This is a genomic window from Cryptosporangium japonicum (assembly GCF_039524755.1).
GTDB lineage: Bacteria > Actinomycetota > Actinomycetes > Mycobacteriales > Cryptosporangiaceae > Cryptosporangium > Cryptosporangium japonicum.
The window spans coordinates 127,143-140,608 of record NZ_BAAAGX010000014.1 but is presented as its reverse complement, the minus strand read 5'-3'; the positions used below and the strand labels follow the sequence as shown (position 1 = coordinate 140,608).

The following is a 13,466-nucleotide window of genomic DNA, read 5'->3' as shown; positions in this document are numbered from 1 at the left end:
CGACCGCGCGGCCGGGGTGCCCGGGTCGACGTCCGCGTTCGCGTTGGCCGCCGTCACGTTCCTCGCCGCGGCGGCGACGTGGTCCACCGTGGGAGGCGGGTCGAGCGTGGCGGGCGTGGCCCGCGTGGCCCGCGTGGCCCGCGTGGCCCGCGTGGCCGGCGTGGCCCGCGAGTCGCGGAGGCTCCGCGGGTCGTGGGGATTCCGCGGGTCGCGCGTGGCGCCCGGGTCCAGCGTGGAAATCGCGGCTGCGGCGGACGGCGGGTTCTCCGTGGCGGCCGGGACCGATGCGGCGACCGGGTTCGCCGCCGGTGCCCCGTCCGCCGCTGCGGCGCGGCCGGCCGTGGAAACGGGATCGGCTGGGCGGGCCGGATCAGCGGGCGGGGTGGTCGGGGCGCGGGTCGGTGCGGTGGCGGCGGAGGGGCGGGCCGGCGGGGCCTCGGCTCGGGGGGCGGCGATCGGGCTGCTGGCGGTGGCGAACCTGGTCATGGTCGGCACGATGACGATGGCGCCGGTGCAGCTGCACCACGTCGGCGGCGGTCTCGCGCTGGTCGGCGCCGTCGTCGGCGTCCACATCGCGGCCATGTTCGCCCCGGCCCCGCTGAGCGGCTGGATCGTCGACCGCTTCGGCATCGGGGGCGGCGCCGCGGCGGCCGGCGTCACGCTGCTCTCGGCGACGACACTCGCGGCGTTCTCGGCGCACTCGGTGGCCGGACTCACCGTCGCCGTCGCGCTGCTCGGGCTCGGCTGGAGCGCCGCCGTGGTCACCGGGAGCGCCGCGCTCGTCCGCGCCACCGCCCCGGAGCACCGCCCCCGCGCCGAGGCGACCGGCGAGGTCGGCATGGCCCTCGCCGCGGCCGTGGGCGGGGCCGCGTCGGGTGTCCTCGTCAGCGCCGGCGGCTACCCGCTGCTCGCGACGACGGCCGCGGTCTGCGTCGCCGCCGGTCTGATCCCGCTCGGCCTCCGACTCTCCGGATCCCCCGGACCCCAGCCCACCTCCTGATCCGGCCCGTTATCTCGCCGGACGGAACCCCGGACCTCACCCCACCTCCTGATCCGGCCCGCCGTCTCGCCGGACGGAACCCCGGGCCACACCCCACCTCCTGATCCGGCCCGCCGTCTCGCCGGACGGAACCCCGGGCCACACCTCACCTCATGATCGGTCCCGCTTGGCCGGGCGGAACTCCGAGCCACCTCGTGGTGCGACCAGAGCGTTCCGCCGGACGGGCCCGAGTTCGTGATCCGGCGGGCACGTTTCGCTGGATGCGGCTTCGGGGCACACCACAGCGCATGAGCGCCGCACTGTGGGTCGGAGTCTGTGTCGCCTTGGTCGCCGCGATCGTCGGTGTGCCGCTGGCCCTGTGGTCGGAGCGCAAGAACGACTAGGGTTTGCGCCCCACCGCGCCGTACGACGACACCTCGGCCGGGGCGGGGCGGAGTTCCCCGTCCGGGTGCCAGTCGCTGACCGGCACGATGCCGGGCTCGACGAGCTCCAAGCCGTCGAAGAACCGGCCGAGTTCGGCGGCCGAGCGCCACTCCATCTCGTGCCCGAGCATGCGCCGGGCGTCGGCGGCGTCCGCGGGGGCGGCGAAGTCGAGCGTGGCGTTCGTGACCGCCAGCCAGCTGCCCGGCGGCAGCGCCTCGACCAGCGTCGACACGTGGTGGAGCGGTTGGTCGTGGTCTTTGGCGAAGTGCAGCACCGCGATCAGCATCAGCCCGATCGGCTGGGTGAAATCGAGGGTGTCGCGCGCGCCGGCGAGGATCGGGTCCGGCTCGCGGAGGTCACCGTGCAGGTACGCGGTCGTGCCGGTGAGCAGCTTCTGCGCGTGGGCCAGCACGAGCGGGTCGTGGTCGACGTAGACCACCCGCGCGTCGGGCGCGATCTCGTGCACGGGGCCGGCGCTCGGGATCCCGGTGCCGATGTCCAGGAACTGCCGGACACCCCGGCCGGACAGGTACCGCACGGCCCGCCCGAGGAACTTGCGGTTCTCCCGCGCCGCCAGCGGCACCGACGGGAAGCGGCTCGCGATGGCGTCGCCGGACTCCCGGTCGACCGGAAAGTTGTCGGTGCCACCGAGCCAGTAGTTGTACCGCCGGGCGGAGTGCACGACCGAGCTGTCAATGTCCACTCCGGAGAGACTACGGTCACTCCGGCTCACAGGGTCCTGAGAGGTACGAAACCGCAGCGTGACCCCTGAATGGTGGTTGGCCGTTCGGCGGCGTTACACCGAGGACGGCTGATCCTCGGCGATCGGTCGGCTCGAATGGAGCGCGACAAGGTTGAGAGGTCAACGACCTGGCCCCGCGTCACCGTCGGCGTTCGTAGCGTGCCGGTGCATGACCGCACCGCACGACCCCTACCGCCGCGACGACGAACAGCACCGGGGCGCCACCTACGGTGGACCGCCGAACCACGAACAGCCCTACGACCCCCGGCAATCAGGCAACGTCTACGGCCAGCCCGCGGGCGGCCAGTACGGCCCGCCGCAGCCGGGCTACGGCCAACCACCGCAGCAGTGGGGCCACCAACCCGGCTGGCAGTCCGGACCACCCCAGGGTTACGGACACCCGCCGCAGCCCGCCTACGGTGCCGGCGTCGGCCCCGCCGGCTACGGCGCTCCCCCACCGAAGAAGTCCAGCGCCGGAAAGGTCATCGGCATCATCGCCGCCGTACTCGTCGGCCTCTGCGTCTTCGGCGGGATCGTCAACGCCGTCGGCGGGGGCACCGACACCGCCACCACCGGCGAGTCCGCCGCGGCCGACGTCGCCGCACCGGAGCCCGCGGACTCGAGCGCACCCGCGCAGAAGAAGCCCGAGAAGAAAGCCCCGGGGCTCAACACCCCGGTCCGGGACGGCAAGTTCGAGTTCACCGTCAAGTCCGTGCAGTGCGGCAAGACACAGGTCGGCTCGGAGTACCTGAACAAGGAGGCGCAGGGCCAGTTCTGTCTCGTGACGGTGTCGGTGAAGAACATCGGCGACCGGGCGCAGCTGTTCGACTCCTCCAGCCAGAAGGCGTTCAACGCCGAAGGGCAGGAGTACAACGCGGACGGGGCCGCCGGCATCTACGCCAACCCGAACGGGGAGACGTTCCTGAACGAGATCAACCCCGGTAACCAGGTCAGCGGGGTGGTGCCGTTCGACATTCCGAAGGGACAGAAGATCACCAAGCTCGAGTTGCACGACTCGCCGTTCTCCGGCGGCGTCGAGGTCAGCGTCTCCTGAACGACCGAAGCGGCCGGTCACCCCGGAAGGGTGACCGGCGGCGCGCGAAACCATCCGTGACCGCATCCACCACACCGCCGACGGCGGGCGCACCTCAACCGGCCTACTCCGGCCGGCTCCGGTCGCGGGCGTCGCCGGACGACGCGTACCGACGCGACGCGACCGGCACCCACGAACAGACCCGCGTGTGCGCGGCCCAGCCCCTGGAACGAGCTGGGGCCGCGCACCCAGCGAGGCGTCGGGAGCGCCGAGCGATCAACGACCGACGTAGGTCACCACGCGCGCCCGGACGAACTCGTCCATCGTTACCGCCCCGCATTCGCTGGCCGCTACCGAGAAGGCCCCCAAGATGACCGGAAGGCTCACTCCGCCGCTGGCGACTGTCGAGATGACGATCGCGACTCCCGCCTTATTGACGACGCACTGGGTGAAGGAACTCATCCGGTTCCAGGCTTCCTGCCCAATGTCACCTGGTGCGGTCAGCTTGATGTAGGTGTACTTCCTTCTCGGGTCGCAGCCGCGCAAGTCGCACCTCCAGTTGTCGGAGTGCCAGACCCGCCCGAGGCTGACCTCGTAGTCCCCATTTTGTTGCTGAAAGCGTCCTTGTGGAATGGCCGTTTCGTGATGCAACGCCACCGCGGTCGACGCGGTGGAGGTCGATGCAGCTTCGGCCGGTGCGTGCGACATCACGACGGCCGTCGCCGCGAGTGCGAGCGGAACGAGCAGGCGAGCCATCCGGGCACGTTTGATCATGATTCTCCTCGGCTAGTTGCTTTGATTTGATCGTTGAATTGATGAAATTAGTTAATGCTGAATGGGTCGCCGCCGATCCCAACGTTTTGAGGCTACGGCGTGACTCTGCAATTACCGTAGCGGATAATATTCTCCATATATCTGTGAAGGGTTGCATTTTCTGCAGCGGACCGAGCCGCGGCGGGCGTGGTTCCTGATCCGCTGACAGTTACTACGCCCGACCGCTCAAGGGTGAAACTGCACTCGGCTACGTAGTTGGTTTGCGGGACGTACGCTTCGGCCGTTCCGGGCGCCAGGAAGAAAGTTGAGGCGCCTACAAGTACCAAAACGGCAGGGCGAAATACAGCAGACACGAGTTCGCTCCCACGATTGTCGAGGTCGGCTTTGGAACAAAGCTGTTCGGGAGCAGACAAGCAGGACGTGACAGTGGCCGGTAGTAGGGATCAGCCGATATCCGCGACTCGGGACCGGCGACTCGCCCGCGACGCCCCCTTCGCCACCGGACGAGCGCCACCAGTCCTTCCGATCGGGGTAGATCCGGGAACCCACGACCGCGTCAACATCGCTCGGACTCGAGCGCGCAGAGGTACAGGGAGGCCTGTCCGCTCGGGCACGCCGGGCGCGATGACGGATCGGCGCGACGGTCGAGCCCGTTCCGACCGATATGCCCTGATGTGCTGCGGTAGCATAAACTTGCACTACTAGTTCGTATATAGGGGTTTCCCTACTCATTGACTGGAGTGGGTGTGCTATCGCCGGCGTAACCGTCCCTCGACGGCGGCTCGGATCTGCCGGAGACGAGACCCGTTGTCCGTGCGTCGGGCGAGCAGCCGAGCGGCAGCGCATCGACGACCTGCTGACGGGACTGTCGTCCGGCGCGGGCGGAGCCTTGATGCTGAGCGGACCGCCCGGTATCGGCAAATCGACCCTGCTCGACTACGCCGCCCAGGCAGCCGGGGCGGCACATGTCGGCGGCGACGTGATTCGTCTCAGTGGAGTGGAGACAGAGACGACGCTGCCGTTCGCCGCCCTTGGCGACCTGCTGCTGCCGGTCTCCGAGCACTACCCGGCGCTACCGCATATCCAACGGCTCAATCTCGAAAATGCGCTCGCGGTCGGTGACCAGGCGCAGCTGGTGAACCCGTACGCGGTCTGCAACGCCGCGCTGACAGCGTTGTCTGTCGCCGGCCAGCACCGACCGCTTGTCATCCTGGTGGACGACCTGCAGTGGGTTGATCCTGATTCCGAGCGGGTGTTCCAGTTCGTGGCGCGACGGATCGCGGACGAGCGGGTGGTGTTCGTCGCTGCCAGCCGGATACGTCCCGAGGCCACCGGAAGCATGACCATACTCGACCTCGACGGGCTGAGCCGGAGCGACTGCGAACGCCTCCTCCGAGCGCGAGGTCTTGCGCTGGCGCCATCGGTGCGCGCCGAGCTATTGGAGTTCTCCCAAGGAAACCCGCTGATTTTGCTCGAGTACGCCGACCGACTGACTCCAGCTCAACGCGGAGGAAAGCAACGGCTACCGGCCATTCCAGAGGTCGGTGACCGCGCCGAACAAGGCTGGGCCACTCGTCTTCGCCTGCTCCCGCCGAAGACGCGGCACGCGCTGGCGCTACTGGCGGCGGCGAGGGAGATCTCGCTCGATCAACTGGCGACCGCACTCAGCGCCACAGGATGTTCGCTCCACGACCTCACGCCGGCTGTCGACGCCCACCTGGTCATCAGCAGCGAATACGCCTACGAATTCGTGCATCCGATCGTGCGGGGAGTCGTGCTGAGCAGTCTCCTGCCTCCAGCGCGCCGGGAGATCTACCAGATACTGGCCGAGCACGCGACTGGCGCACTCCGCGCTTGGTACCTCGCGTCCGCATCCACCGGCCCCGACGAGGACGTCGCCCGGAGCCTCGTCGCGGCCGCCGACGAGGCACGACAGTGTGGTTCTTATCTGGCGGCGGCCCAGGCAATGTGCCGCGCTGCGGAGCTGACTCACAGTCCGGCGCAAAGGGCAGCTCGCTTGTTCCGAGGTGCGACCGACTCCTTCCTCGGTGGCGCCTGCGCGGACGCAGCCGACTGGTGTGAAGCCGCCCGGCGCGATTCGACCGACCACCGCATGCGCGCCGATCTGGCGCTGCTTCGCGGCCGAGCCCTGATGTGGATCGGCTTGCCCGGGCAGGCGCATCGGCTCATGAGAGCCGCCGCCGAGGAGGTCGCCGCCACGGATCCCGCCCGCGCTTACCGGCTCGCCAGCGAGGCGGCGCTGCCCGCGGCGATGAACGCCGATCTTCACAGCGGAATGCAGACCCTGCGCCGCAGCCAGGAGCTTCTCCTCGCGACCGATCAGCCCGCCGGAACGAGTTCTGTATTCGGCGCTGTCGTCCTCACCCTCGCCGGCAACATCGCAGAGGCCCGACGAGAACTCGAGCGGGCTAAAGCCGGACTGGTCGGCGCGGACCCCCGCAACGCCACGATGGAGCTCGGGCTGGTCGGTCAGATGTGCACCTTCACTGAGCACTACGACGAGGCTCAGCGCCTGCTGAACACCGCACTGGACGCCGCTCGAACCACGACGGACCCTACAGCTCTCGCCTTCGCATTCGGTGCACGAGCCGAACTGGGCTGGTGGCTCGGCCACTGGTCACCCGCGTACGCCGACGCCGACGAATCCCTGTCCAGAAGCCGCGCGCTGCGCCAACCAGGGGCTGCCGCCTTCAGCCTGCTTTCGTTGGCCCGGATCGACGCCGCTAGAGGCGACCGGTCCCGTTGCACCCGCCACATCGCCGAAGCTTTTGATTTCACCGACATCACCGAGGCCCGCCACATGCCGATCATGCGCGACCACGCACTCGGCCTCGACGGCCTGGGCCACGGTGCCAGCAAGGACGCTGCCGCCTACTTGGACCAGGCATTCAGCGCGTTCGACCACTTCGGGCTGGGAAATCCGAACATCGCGCCGTTCGCCGCGGATTTGGTGGAGGCCCATATCCGCGCCGGCAATCCGGTCCGCGCCCGAGAAATCGCATCCTGGCTCGAGGACGTCGCGAAGCTCACCGGGCTGAGCTGGCCAACCGCGGCCGCGGCTCGCTGCCGAGCGCTACTCGCTGATGACCCGGACGTCGCGGATGCCGCCTTCCTGGACGCGCTCGCCGAGCACGAACGGCATCCCTCGAGCTTCGAACATGCCCGCACGCTGCTCTGCCGAGGTGAGGTTCTGCGCCGGGCGCGACGCAAGGCTCAGGCCCGAACCCCACTGCTCACCGCGCATGGAATGTTCACGACCCTCGGCGCCAAACCATGGATCGATCGCTGCCGTAGCGAGTTGGCCGCTAGCGGACATCAACCGGTCGACGAACAACCTGATGAGAGACTCCACCAGCTCACCCCTCAGGAACTCCAGGTGGCAAGGTTGGTGGCCCAAGGACTCACCAACATCGAGATCGGTTCCGCTCTGTTCGTGTCGCCGAAAACCGTCGAGGCCTACCTCACCCGCTCCTACCGCAAACTGGGTATCCCGTCACGATCGGCCCTCGCCCGCGCGGTGGCAGCCAGCGGCCGCACCGACCGAGGATGAGCCGCTTCGGTCCGGCACGCCTAGGTTATTGTCACATTAAGTCGGCTTTCGAGATGAGCTCCGTCGAAGACACCATTGCCCTCGCCGAGGCTCTGCGCTTGATCAGCCATATCGTGATCACTGCGTGACTGGAACACAGAGTCCAGCCGAATACCGCTCACGGACTGGACCAGCCGTGTCCCGGCGGCGCGAAACCACCGGGACACGGCCCTGAAGACTTAACCCCAGAGTTCGGTGATCGTGGAGAACACCTTCTGGTTGTGGGAGAACTCGATCGTGTTGCCGTCGGGGTCCTTCACCGCGCAGATGTAGCCGATGTGCGCGGCCATGTCGCGCGGCTCCCACTCCAGGGCGCCCACGGCGCGGGCCTTGTCGGCGACCGCGTCGACGTCCTCGCGGTTGGGCAGCTCGATGCCGATGTGGGCGAACGGCGCGAGGGTCGTCGCCTTCTTGCCCGGCTCGATGCCGAAGTTCTTGCCGATCTCGGGCTTGAACTCGGCCAGCACGAGTACGAACGGCGAGTCGACCTGGCCCTTGTTGGAGAGCCACACGCCCTTGCCGTTGTCGTCGACGTTGCGGGTGACGATCACCAGCGGGGTGACCGTCGTGTAGAACTCGATCGACGCCTCGAGGTCGGTGACCGGGAGTGCGACGTGCGTCCAGCGCGGTTCGGTGAGTTGTGCCATGACGAAACCCTTCAGATTGTGGGCCACTTGGCCCGGTCGGGAAGCCCGGAGCGGCGGCGAATGCCCTCGCCGGCCTTCTGGGCCCGCTCGAGCAGGTCGAACTCGTCGAGCGTGGTCAAGCGGTAGTTCTCGACGACACGGCGGCCGCCGACGAGGACGGTGTGCACACCGCGGCCGTCGGCCGACCACACCAGCTGGTTGGCGACGTTGTGCAGCGGACGCCACTCGGGGCGGTCGGTGTCGTGCAGCACCAGGTCGGCCTGCTTGCCGACCTCGATCGAGCCGAGGTTGTCGGCTTCCTGCAGGCCACGCGCGCCGTTGCGGGTGGCCATCGCGAACGCGTCCTCGGCGGGGAAGATCGTCGCGTCGCGCCTGGCGTCCTTGAACAGGCCCGCCACCAGGTAGGTGGCGCGCATGAGGTCGTGGTAGTTCGACGCGTTGTTGCCGTCGGTGCCGATCGCGACGTTGACGCCGGCCTGCACCATCTCCGGGAACTTGCCGATCTGCGTGACGCCGTACGAGACCTTGAGCGCGGTGGTCGGGCAGTGCGACACGCTCGTCCCGGTCGACGCCAGCAGCGCGATCTCCTCGTCGTCGACGTGCACGGCGTGGGTGAGGATCACGTTGTCGCCCAGCACGCCGAGCTCGGCCAGGTGCACCATCGGGCGCTGACCGAACGAGGCCAGGAAGCCCTCGGGGTCCATCGCGGCGGGCGACATGTGGAAGCTCAGCCCGGTGCCGTGCTGCACCGAGAGCGCCTTCGCGGCTTTCCACAGCTCGTCGCTGCAGCAGGTGTGCCCGATGATGATCGGCCAGGCCTGGATGCGCCCGTCGTAGGCCGACGCGTGCCGGTTCATCGCGTCCTCGAGCGTCGCGATCGCGGTGTCGGTGTCCATCCGCAGGGCCTCGTAGTCCTGCACCTGGTCCCAGGCCCACGGGCCGACGCGGGCCCGGATGCCGATCTCGCCGAGCGCCTCGACGACCGGGTCGATGAACCGGACGGTGCCGGCCTCGAGGAACGTCGTGGTGCCGGACTTGAGCATCTCCAGTGCCGCGAGCTGCGCGGAGATGTGCTCGTCCTCTTCGGAGTAGTAGGTGTGGATCGGCGTCAGCCACTCGAAGACGTTCTCGATGAACGGGGTGTCGTCGGGCACGAAACCGCGGGTCAGCGGCTCGCCGGTGGCGTGCACGTGGGTGTTGATCAGGCCGGGCGTGACGACGAACCGGCGGCCGTCGAGGACGTCGTCGGACGACCATTCCTGCTCCACGGCGTCGGTCTTGCCGACGGCGGCGATCAGCCCGTCCTTGATCGCGATCGCCGCGTCGGTGATGACCTGCCGCTCGTCGTTCATGCTGACGACGGTCGTGTGGACGATGAGGGTGTCAGCGCTTCTCATGAAGGACCTCGTTTGATCAGGTGCACGCGTTGGCGGGGTACGGGCTCGACGACCGCGACGGTGTGCGCTCCCCAGGCCGCGAGGGTCGGCTCGGTGAGCCCCCGGCCGGGGGTGGAGGCGCGCATGGTCAGCGCGAGGGTCAGGTCGTGCACGGCGTCGGCGTAGGTTTCGGTCTTTTCGCCGTTCGGGGGGCGGAAGTAGTCGGCGACGAGGAGGACGCCGTCGTCGGTGAGGAGGTCGACGGCCCGGCGGTAGAGCGCCTCGGCGCGCTCGGCGGATTCGGCCCGCAGCACGTGGGCCAGCACGACGACGCTCGCCGCGCGGTCGGGCAGGTCGACGTCCAGGTAGTCGCCGCCGATCAGCGTGACCCGGTCCCGGGGGGCCGGGAGCACGTGCGGCAGGTCGACGCCGATCCCGGTGGCCTCGTCGCCGACCAGGCCGTCCAGCCAGGCGCCGGAGCCACAGCCCAGGTCGACGACCAGCCCGGTGCCGTCCCAGAGACCGCGGGTACGCAGTTCGGCGGCGACGCCGCGGGCCACGGCGCCCTGGGTGGCGGCGGTGGCGGCCACCAGCGCGGGGTAGAGCGCGTTCAGCGCGTCGGTGATCGGCTCGGCCGGGTGCCCCGCGCGCAGCGTCGCGGCCAGCGCCGGCCACGCCTGCTTCGGGCCGGGCGAGTGCCTGACCAGCCCGACCATCGAGGCCGGCGACGTCGGCACGAGGAACCGTTCGGCGGCCGCGGAGTTGCTCCAGCGCTCGCCGTCGGTCTCGAGCAGGCCCTTCGCCGCGAGCAGCTGCGCGAGCAGCTCGACGTCGGCCGGGTCGTGGACACCGGTGGCGGCCGCGAGCTCGGCGCTGGTCGCCGGCAGGTTCTCGAACACCCCGAGTTCGACGGCGGCGTGCAGCGCCCAGTAGGCGGCGTACCCGTTGATCACGTCCCAGACGGGCGCGGGGCCACTCACGGGCGGAGCACGACCTTGCCGGTGGCCCGCCGGGTCTCCAGGAGCTCCTGGGCCGCGCGGGCGTCGGTCAGCGCGAACTCGCTGTCGATCGGCGTCACGAAGCCGCCGTTCCAGTACGCGTCGAGCACCGGGGCGAACTCCGCGCGGTCGTACGGGTCGGAGCCCAGCAGCTGCAGGCCGAAGTGGTACGCGTAGACGAGGTTGGTCTCGGCGACGTCGCCGGTGGTGTTGCCGAAGAAGACCAGCCGGCCGCGGGCCGCGAGGCTGAAGATCCCGGCCGCCCAGGTCGCCGGGCCGACGTGGTCGAGCACCAGGTCGACGCCGCGGCCGCCGGTCACCTCGCGCACGGTGCCGACGATGTCCTGGGCCGAGGTGTCGATCACGACGTCGGCGCCGAGCTTGCGCACGTACTCGGCCTTCTCGGGCCGGCTGACGGTCGAGATGACACGCAGGCCCGCCGCGACCGCGAGCTGGATCGCCGCGGTGCTCACCCCGCTGCCGCCGGCGTGGATCAGGACGGTCTCGCCCGCCGCGGCACGGCCGGTGACGTGCAGCGCGTGGTTGGCCGTCATCCAGATCGTCGGGACGACCGCCGCCTCGACCAGCGACTTGCCCTCCGGCACCGGGTACAGGTTCTCCACCGGCACGACCACGTACTCGGCGTAGCCGCCCGGGATCGTGCCGCCGATGACCTTGGTGTTCGGGCAGTGCCCGTCGCGCCCGCTCCGGCAGGTGTCGCAGTTGTCGCAGGGCACGGCCGGGTTGACGACGACGCGGGTGCCGGCCGCGATCGAATCACTGGCCTCGACCACGCCGGCGATGTCCATGCCCGCGGTGTGCGGCAGCTGGAAGCCCGGGATCAGCGCCGGGCCGCGTCGCTGCTGGATGTCGAGGAAGTTCACCGAGCAGGCGTCGACCCGGATCAGCGCCTCGCCGGGGCCGGGCTCGGGCACGGGAAGGTCGTCGACGACCAGGGTCTCGAGACCGCCGTGGACGTGATGACGAACCGCTTTCATCGTCCGCTCCGTTTCGCTCGGTTCGAAAGCCGGGCGCGTCGCAAGCCGCACCGGCCTGCAACGGGGAGGGAACGCGACGGAGTCTGTTGCCTACTCGCGTCGCGGTGAGACTAGGACGGGGATCACTCGGCTGTCAACGCAATGCGTGATGGCGTAGTGCGATACGTAATGGGCATGCGCCCACTATAATGGGCGCATGCCCACTTCCCCTCATGAACACCGTCGCGCGGCCGAGTCGTTCGGCGTCGACGTGGCGCGGTACGACCGGACCCGTCCGTCCTATCCGGACGAGCTGATCGCGCGGATCGTCGCGTCGAGCCCCGGTCCGGCCGTGCTCGACGTCGGGTGCGGCACCGGGATCGCCGCCCGCCAGTTCACCGGCGGTTCGGTGCTCGGCGTCGAACCGGATCCGCGGATGGCCGCGTTCGCCCGGAGCACCGGGATCACCGTCGAGGTGGCCCGGTTCGAGGAGTGGGACCCCGCCGGGCGCCGCTTCGACGCCCTGGTCTGCGGGCAGGCGTGGCACTGGGTCGACCCCGAGGCCGGCGCGGTCAAGGCCGCGGAGGTGCTGCGCCCGGGCGGTGTGCTCGCGCTGTTCTGGCACGTGTTCCGGGCGCCCGACGCGGTCACCGCGGCGTTCGCCGACGCCTACGAACGCGTCGCTCCCGACTCGCCGGTCTCCGTGCGCGGCTCGGCGCCGGACCCGCACGACCTCTACCGGCCGGTCCTCGACCGCGCGGCCACCGCGCTGCGCGCCACCGGAGCGTTCGCGGAGTTCGACGAGTGGCGGTTCGAGGTCACCCGGACGTACACGACAGCACAGTGGCTGGACCTGCTGCCGACGCAGGGGACGATGACGCGCCTGCCCGCCGACGCGATCGCGGAGATCAGCACCGCGGTGGGCACGGCGATCGACGCGCTGGGCGGCTCCTTCACCCTGCCGTTCCACACCGTCGCGTCCTCCGCCCGGCGCACCTGACCACGGTGTCAGCCGTCGGGGAGCCGGGCGAGCGTGCGGTGCCGACGGAGACGCCGAGCCGACCCGGATGCACACCGACACGGTCTCCGACCACGCAAACCAGTTGTCCGCCGTGAGAGCCTTCGGCCCATGACCGAGGACGTCTTCTGGCGCGCCCACACCGACCTGCCCCGCGAGGCGCCCGGCTCGGAGGCCACGACGCGGCTGCTGCTGCGCCTGGCCGGCCCGCTGCCGTCCCGGCCCAGGGTGCTCGACGTCGGCAGCGGAACCGGGCCGGCCACCGTGCTGCTGGCCCAGCTGACCGGCGGCGACGTCACGGCGGTCGACCGGCACGAACCGTTCCTGGCCCGGGTCACCGAACGGGCGAAGGCCGCGAACGTCCACGTCGGAACGCTGGCCGCGTCGATGGACGCGTTGCCGTTCGCGCCCGGGTCCGTCGATCTGCTCTGGGCCGAGGGCTCGGCGTACATCATGGGTTTCGACGCCGCGCTGGCCGCGTGGCGTCCGCTGCTCACGCCGTCCGGGGTCGTCGTGCTCACCGAGGCCGAATGGTCGAGCGACGCACCCGCGCCGGAGGCCCGCGCGTTCTGGGACGCCGGGTACCCGGCGATGCGCACGATGCCGGGCAACGTCGCCGCGATCGCGCGGGCCGGGTGGAGCATCCGCGCCGTCTACGTGCTCCCCGACGCCGACTGGGACAACTACTACGGGCCGCTGGCCGCACGGATCGAGGAGCTGCGCGCCGAGGGTGTTCCGGACGACCGGCTGGCCGCGGTGCGCGAGGAGATCGACGTCCGCGAGCGGCACGGCGCCGACTACGGCTACACCGCGTACGTCCTGCGCCCGCGGTAGCGCTTCGTAGACCGAAGAACACCCACCGTAGACC

11 protein-coding genes are annotated in these 13,466 nt (G+C 70.1%); 5 read left to right on the top strand and 6 right to left on the bottom strand.

What is annotated here, in order from left to right:
* On the top strand, positions 1-1,000 hold a 1,000-nt coding region (locus ABD437_RS17400), incomplete at its 5' end, for an MFS transporter (protein ID WP_344649887.1).
* A 379-nt stretch (positions 1,001-1,379) separates the two neighbouring features.
* Here ABD437_RS17400 and ABD437_RS17395 read toward each other — a convergent pair.
* Positions 1,380-2,126, bottom strand: a complete 747-nt coding sequence (locus tag ABD437_RS17395) for an SAM-dependent methyltransferase (protein ID WP_344649886.1) — start codon at positions 2,124-2,126, stop codon at positions 1,380-1,382.
* A 208-nt stretch (positions 2,127-2,334) separates the two neighbouring features.
* Between ABD437_RS17395 and ABD437_RS17390 the strand changes: the two genes are divergently transcribed.
* Complete coding sequence (locus ABD437_RS17390; protein ID WP_344649885.1) at positions 2,335-3,219, top strand: DUF4352 domain-containing protein; 885 nt, start codon at positions 2,335-2,337, stop codon at positions 3,217-3,219.
* Between the two features lie 255 nt (positions 3,220-3,474).
* On the opposite strand, the gene ABD437_RS17385 is transcribed toward ABD437_RS17390, so the two are convergent.
* Entirely contained in the window at positions 3,475-3,972 is a 498-nt protein-coding gene (locus tag ABD437_RS17385) for a hypothetical protein (protein WP_344649884.1), read from the bottom strand.
* 712 nt (positions 3,973-4,684) lie between these two features.
* On the opposite strand from ABD437_RS17385, the gene ABD437_RS17380 reads away from it, so the two are divergent.
* The gene (locus ABD437_RS17380; RefSeq protein ID WP_344650165.1) at positions 4,685-7,543 is read left to right on the top strand and encodes an AAA family ATPase; all 2,859 of its coding nucleotides are present in this window, start codon (positions 4,685-4,687) and stop codon (positions 7,541-7,543) included.
* 218 nt (positions 7,544-7,761) lie between these two features.
* On the opposite strand, the gene ABD437_RS17375 is transcribed toward ABD437_RS17380, so the two are convergent.
* Genes ABD437_RS17375 through ABD437_RS17360 form a run of 4 tightly spaced genes read right to left on the bottom strand, consistent with a single transcriptional unit; the run spans position 7,762 to position 11,601 of the window.
* Positions 7,762-8,229 (bottom strand): VOC family protein, encoded by a 468-nt coding sequence (locus tag ABD437_RS17375; protein ID WP_035855923.1) that lies wholly within the window; start codon positions 8,227-8,229, stop codon positions 7,762-7,764.
* A gap of 11 nt (positions 8,230-8,240) precedes the next feature.
* On the bottom strand, positions 8,241-9,626 hold the full coding sequence (locus ABD437_RS17370) for an amidohydrolase family protein (RefSeq protein WP_344649883.1): 1,386 nt from the start codon (positions 9,624-9,626) through the stop codon (positions 8,241-8,243).
* Positions 9,623-10,585: a methyltransferase family protein gene (locus tag ABD437_RS17365; protein ID WP_344649882.1), complete on the bottom strand. Its 963-nt coding sequence runs from the start codon at positions 10,583-10,585 to the stop codon at positions 9,623-9,625. The genes ABD437_RS17370 and ABD437_RS17365 overlap by 4 nt, the downstream gene beginning before the upstream one ends.
* Complete coding sequence (locus ABD437_RS17360) at positions 10,582-11,601, bottom strand: zinc-binding dehydrogenase (RefSeq protein WP_344649881.1); 1,020 nt, start codon at positions 11,599-11,601, stop codon at positions 10,582-10,584. Before ABD437_RS17360 ends, ABD437_RS17365 begins: the two co-directional genes overlap by 4 nt.
* A gap of 196 nt (positions 11,602-11,797) precedes the next feature.
* Here ABD437_RS17360 and ABD437_RS17355 point away from each other — a divergent pair, with 196 nt between their 5' ends.
* Positions 11,798-12,580 carry a class I SAM-dependent methyltransferase gene (locus ABD437_RS17355; protein ID WP_344649880.1) on the top strand — a complete coding sequence of 261 codons (783 nt, stop codon included), beginning with the start codon at positions 11,798-11,800 and terminating at the stop codon, positions 12,578-12,580.
* Between the two features lie 129 nt (positions 12,581-12,709).
* Complete coding sequence (locus tag ABD437_RS17350; RefSeq protein WP_344649879.1) at positions 12,710-13,432, top strand: class I SAM-dependent methyltransferase; 723 nt, start codon at positions 12,710-12,712, stop codon at positions 13,430-13,432.
* The last annotated feature ends 34 nt before the right edge of the window (positions 13,433-13,466 follow it).